The organism is Bacillus sp. JJ1474, assembly GCF_036965225.1.
Lineage (GTDB): Bacteria > Bacillota > Bacilli > Bacillales > Cytobacillaceae > Cytobacillus.
In genome coordinates, this window is record NZ_JBALPC010000158.1 from 5,450 (window position 1) to 5,756 (window position 307).

Genomic DNA, 307 nt, shown 5'->3' on the forward strand with positions numbered 1-307 from the left:
AGCATTGCAGAAACTTTATTTCCATGTCACCATTTTTGTCATTGGCAACATCTAATTCAGAAGGGAAATGTGATGTTTCTCCAAGAGGAGATTTTCCAGGGTTTGTTTCTGTTCTTGATGAACACCATCTTTTTATTCCAGAACGTCCAGGGAACAGAAGAATGGACTCCGCAGAAAACATTATTACTAATCCAAATATCGGGCTGATATTTTTTATACCTGGATTAGGAGAAACATTAAGAATCAATGGAAAAGCCTATATTTCTCGTGACCCGGAACTTCTTGAAAAGAGCATTGTAAATGGTCG

The 307-nt window shown here is 37.5% G+C and carries 1 protein-coding gene; it reads left to right on the forward strand.

Annotation, left to right across the window (positions count from 1 at the left end; genetic code table 11):
* A partial coding sequence (locus V7164_RS18150; RefSeq protein ID WP_335354805.1) for a pyridoxamine 5'-phosphate oxidase family protein occupies positions 1-307 on the forward strand: 307 nt, incomplete at both ends.